Here is a 5,466-nt window from a genome sequence, read left to right as displayed (position 1 = left end):
GCCCACTGGCACGCGGTCCAGCGCCGCGTCGTGGGAGATCAGCAGCTTCACGCCGCCGTCTTCCAGCATGTAGCGCAAACGTTCGGTCGGGTAATCCGGGTCGAGCGGAATGTACGCGCCCCCCGCTTTCAGCACCGCCATGAACGACACCCACAAATCGACCCCACGCTCCATGGCAATTGCCACCCGCACTTCGGTGCCGATGCCGCGAGCGCGCAAGGCGTGTGCGAGCTGGTTAGCGCGGCGGTCGAACTCGGCGAAGGTCAAGCGCTGTTCGCCGTGGACCAGCGCAATCGCCTCGGGACGCAAGCGGGCGTGGTTGGCAATCAGCTCGTGAATCGGCCGATCCACGTATGGCGAGAACGGCGGCGTGTTCCATTGATCCAGCGCCGCGAGGTCGGCCTCACTGAGCAACGGCAGATCGCCGATGGCGGTGTCCGGCGCGGCGCATACGGCGTTCAGCACGGTCAACAGTTGGTCGTACAGACGCGCCACCGTGGAGGCGTCGAACAGATCGGTGGCGTAATCAAGGTAGCCGCTGAGGCGGCCGTCCTGGTGTTCGAAGGTGCCGAGCACCAGGTCGAACTGCGCACCCTTGATGTCCCACTGTTGCGCTTCAATGCTCAGGCTATCGAATTGCAGGCGCGACATGTCCGGCTGTTGCTGATGGTTGTAGCTCACCTGGAACAACGGGTTGACGCTCAGGCTGCGCGCCGGTTGCAGCGCTTCCACCAATTGCTCGAACGGCAGGTCCTGATGAGCATGGGCGCCCAACAAGTTGTCCTTCACCTGGGCCAACAATTGGGTAAACGGCTGACCGCCGCTGACCTGCGCCCGCAGCACCAGGGTGTTGACGAAGAAGCCGATCAGGCCTTGGGTGTGCAGGTCGGCACGCCCCGCCACCGGCACGCCGATGCGCAAGTCGCGCTGGCCGCTGAGGCGATACAACAGGGTGTCGAACGACGCCAGAAACAGCATGAACAGCGTCGCATCCTGCGCCTTGGCCGTGCGCCGCAGCCGGTCGGCAAGGTCCTGCGGCAAGACGAAGGCGTGACGCCCGCCCTTGCCGTCGCGCTCGACAGGGCGGGAACGGTCAGACGGCAATTCCAGAACCGGCTGCTCGTCGCCCAATGCTTCGCGCCACCAGCTCAATTGCCGCTCACGCTCACGACCGCTCAGGCAGTCCCGCTGCCAGGCGGCGTAGTCGGCGTATTGAATCGTCAGGGTCGGCAATTGCGCATCGATGCCTTGGGAGAACGCACGGTACAGCTGCGCGAAGTCGTCGAGCATGACCTGCACCGACCAGCCATCGGAGATGATGTGGTGCATGCACAGCAGCAGGCGCCATTGATCATCGGCCACCCGCGCCAGCCCTACACGCCAGGGCGCGACATCGGCGTCGAGATTGAACGGTTGGTTCATGAAGGCCTGGGCCAGCTCGGCGAAATCGGCCTCCGGCTGCGCACTGTCCCGCAAGTCATGGCGCGCGATCTGCACGGGACCGACCGGCAGAATGCGCTGCAACGGCACGCCCTGCTCTCCCGGCGCGAAGCAGGTGCGCAAGCTTTCGTGACGGGCCGCCAGCCCATTGAAGCTGCGCTGCAAGGCGTCGACCTTCAGCGTGCCGCTCAGGTTGAGCACGCACGGCAGGTTGTACGCGGCGCTCTCCGGCTCCAGTTGCGCGAGGAACCACAGCCGCTGTTGCGCGAACGACTGCGGCGCAAACTCACGCTCGACGCGGGGCAACAACACAGGCATGGCCGCTTGCTCGGCGCGGGTGTTGAGGAACTGCGCGAGATCGACCAACACCGGCGACTCGAACAGCGCCCGCAATGGCAACTCCAGCATGAGGTCGCGCCGGATCTGTGCCACCAATTGGATGGCCAGCAACGAGTGCCCGCCAAGTTCGAAGAAGTTGTCCCGACGCCCGATATGCGGGATGCCGAGCAAGTCTTGCCACAGTTCCGCCAGTGCGCTTTCGACGCCCTCCAGTGGGGCTTCGAAGGCGCGTTGTTGCAGCTGCGGTTCGGGCAAAGCTTTACGATCCAGCTTGCCGTTGGCCGAGAGCGGGAATTTTTCCAGCGTGACCAGATGGGCCGGGACCATGTAGTCCGGCAGGCGTTGTTTCAGTTGGGTGCGCAAGTGTTCTTCATCGAACACATCCGCAACGAGGTAGCCCACGAGTTGCGTACCGGTGGCGAGCTGACGGGCAATCACGACCGCTTCGCTGATCGCCGGATGGTCCAGCAACGCCGCTTCAATCTCGCCGATCTCGACCCGCAGGCCACGCAGTTTGATCTGGTGGTCGAGGCGTCCCAGGTATTCAACCGCGCCGTCCGCTCGCCAGCGCGCCAGGTCGCCGGTGCGGTACAGACGCTCGCCGTTGCCGAACGGGCTGGCGACGAAACGCTCGGCGGTCAGGCCGGGACGTTGGTGATAACCACGGGCCAGGCCGGTGCCGCCGATGTACAGCTCGCCCGGCACGCCGATGGGTTGCGGGTTGAGGCGGCTGTCGAGGATGTGAATGTGCAAGTTGGCAATCGGACGGCCAATCGGCACCGACGCGCCCGGCTCGTTCACGCAAGTCCAATGAGTCACGTCGATGGCCGCTTCGGTCGGGCCGTAGAGGTTGAACAGGCCCGCATTGGGCAGACGTTGCAGGGTTTCCCGCGACAGATCGGCAGGCAAAGCCTCGCCGGAGCAGACGATGCGTTTCAGCGAAGTGCAGCCGGAGAGGTCTTCTTGAGCCATGAACGCAGCGAGCATCGACGGGACGAAGTGCAGCGTGGTGATCGTGTGCTGTTCGATCAGAGCAGTGAGCAACGCAGGATCGCGATGATCACCGGGCTGGGCCATGACCAAACGCGCACCAACCATCAGCGGCCAGAAGAACTCCCACACCGAGACGTCAAAGCTGAAGGGTGTTTTTTGCAGCACGGCGTCAGAGGCCTCCAAGCCGTACGCGTCCTGCATCCACGCCAGACGATTGAACAGCGCCGCATGGGTGTTGCCCGCGCCCTTCGGTTGGCCGGTCGAGCCGGAGGTGTAAATCATGTACGCCAACTGCTCGGGGTGAATCTCCACAACCGGCGCTGTTACTGGTTGATCGTCGAGAGCCAGACGATTCAGATTCAGCACCTGCAAACCGTCAACAACCGGCAGGTCATCAATCACAAGATCATGGCTCAGCAACAAGCCAATCCCAGCGTCTTCCAGCATGTAGCGCAGGCGATCCGCCGGGTACTCAGGGTCCAGCGGCACATACGCAGCCCCCGCCTTCACCACCGCGTACAACGCAATAACCATTTCCACCGAGCGCAACGCCGCCACGCTGACCAGCGATTCACGCCCTACGCCCTGCCCGCGCAGGTAATGGGCAAGCTGATTGGCGCGCTGATCCAGCTGCTGATACGTCAGCACCTGATCCCCACAACGCAACGCTTCACGGTCAGGGTGCAGCTGCGCCAAACGCTCGAACTGACGATGCACGGCCCACGATTCAGCATCCCAATCCCGCGCCGTATCGTTCACCTGAACCAACTGCGCACGGTCCTGAGCATCCAGCAGTTCAAAGTCGCCAATCGCCGCCTCGGGCCGCGCCAGCAACCCCTCAAACAGCTGCACAAAACGCTGATGCAAACGCTCGACGCTGCCGTGATCAAACAGGTCCGTTGCGTAATTCCACGACCCACCCAACGAACCGTCCACGTCCTCCCAGGTGTTCAGCGCCAGGTCGAACTGGCTGCTGCCATCGTCCAGCGGCAGCACCTCGGCGGACAGGCCCGGCAGACCGGCGAGCGGCTCGAAGTCCCGTTGCTGATGGTCGTACGCCACCTGGAACAGCGGGTTGTGGCTCAGGCTGCGGTCCGGTTGCAGCGCTTCCACCAGTTGCTCGAACGGCAGGTCCTGATGGGCCTGGGCGTCGAGGGTCGTCGCCTTGGCCTGCGCCAGCACGTCGTGGAACGTCAGTTCGGCAGACACTTCGGCACGCAGTACCTGGGTGCTGACGAAGAAGCCGATCAGCCCTTCCACCTCCAGCCGCGAACGCCCGGCAATCGGTACGCCGATGCGCAGGTCGTTCTGCCCGCTCAGACGATGCAACAGCACTTGATAGGCCGACAGAATCGCCATGAACGGCGTGACGCCCTCAGCCTTGGCGAACGTGCGCAGTCGCTGGCTGAACGCGGCATTGAAGCCGAACAGCAGGCGATCACCCTGATAACTTTGCTGCGCCGGACGCGGCCGGTCGGTGGGCAATTCCAGCACCGGGTGCTCGTCACCCAGCTGCTGTGTCCAGTACGCCAGTTGGCGCTCGCCCACACCCGCTGCCAGCCACTCGCGTTGCCAGACCGCAAAGTCTGCATATTGCACGGGCAACGGCGCCAGATTCGGCGAACGGTTTTCCAGCGCAGCACGGTACAGCTCGCTGAATTCCTGCAACAGCACGTGAACCGACCAACCGTCAGAGATCATGTGGTGCAGGCACAGCAGCAGCCGCTGTTCATCCGCCGCCACCCGCACCAGCGCCAGACGCCAGACCGGGCTGTGCGAAAGATCAAAGGGGCGTTTGACGAAGGTCTGCGCCAGTTTGTTGAATGCGGTTTCGACATCGGCCTCGTGGCGGATGTCCAGACGTTCGATCTGCACCGCACTCGCCGGTTCGATCTGCTGCAACGGCACGCCGTCGCCCGCGACGAACCGGGTGCGCAGCACTTCATGACGTGCCGCCAGCCCATCGAACGCCGACTGCAATGCGTCCTCGTTCAGGTTGCCACGCAGGCGCACGGCGCCCGGCAAGTTGTAGGCGTGGCCGCCCGGTTGCAATTGATCGAGGAACCACAGCCGCTGTTGCGAGAAGGACTGCACGGCACGGGTCGCATGACGCGAGGTCAGCGCCAGTTGCTTACCCGGTTGTTCAATCTGCGCGATGCGCAGGGCGAAATCCGCCAGACGCGGCGCGTCGAACAACGCCCGCAGCGGCACGCTCAGGTCGTGTTCATGGCGCAAGCGCGAGATCAGTTGCATCGCCAGCAACGAATGGCCACCCAGTTCGAAGAAGTGATCGTTGCGACCGACGGCTTCGAGGCCCAGCAGCGCTTGCCACGACGCGGCGAGCTGCTGTTCCAGCGAGCCTTGCGGCGCCTGATAGTCGCTGGAACTGACCTGCGGGTCCGGCAGCGCGTTGCGGTCGAGCTTGCCGTTGGGCAGTTGCGGCAGGCGCGCCATGACGATGATGTGCGCCGGAATCATGTACTCCGGCAGGGTCACTTTCAGTTGCTGTTTGATCTGCTCGTCGTTCAGGTCGTTGCCGGCCACATCACCGCCAACATAGCCCAGCAGCTGTTTGCCGCTCGCCCCGTCACGGACGATGACCAACGCCTCCCGCACACCCTCGCAACCCTTCAACGCCGCCTCGATTTCACCGGCCTCGATGCGGAAACCGCGAATCTTTATCTGGTGATCGAT

The 5,466-nt window shown here is 63.8% G+C and carries 1 protein-coding gene; it reads right to left on the bottom strand.

Annotation, left to right across the window (positions count from 1 at the left end):
* A partial coding sequence (locus ACWKWE_RS29165; protein WP_483852478.1) for an amino acid adenylation domain-containing protein occupies positions 1–5,466 on the bottom strand: 5,466 nt, incomplete at both ends.

Source organism: Pseudomonas salicis, assembly GCF_057128705.1.
This window is presented reverse-complemented; position numbering and strand designations above follow the sequence as displayed.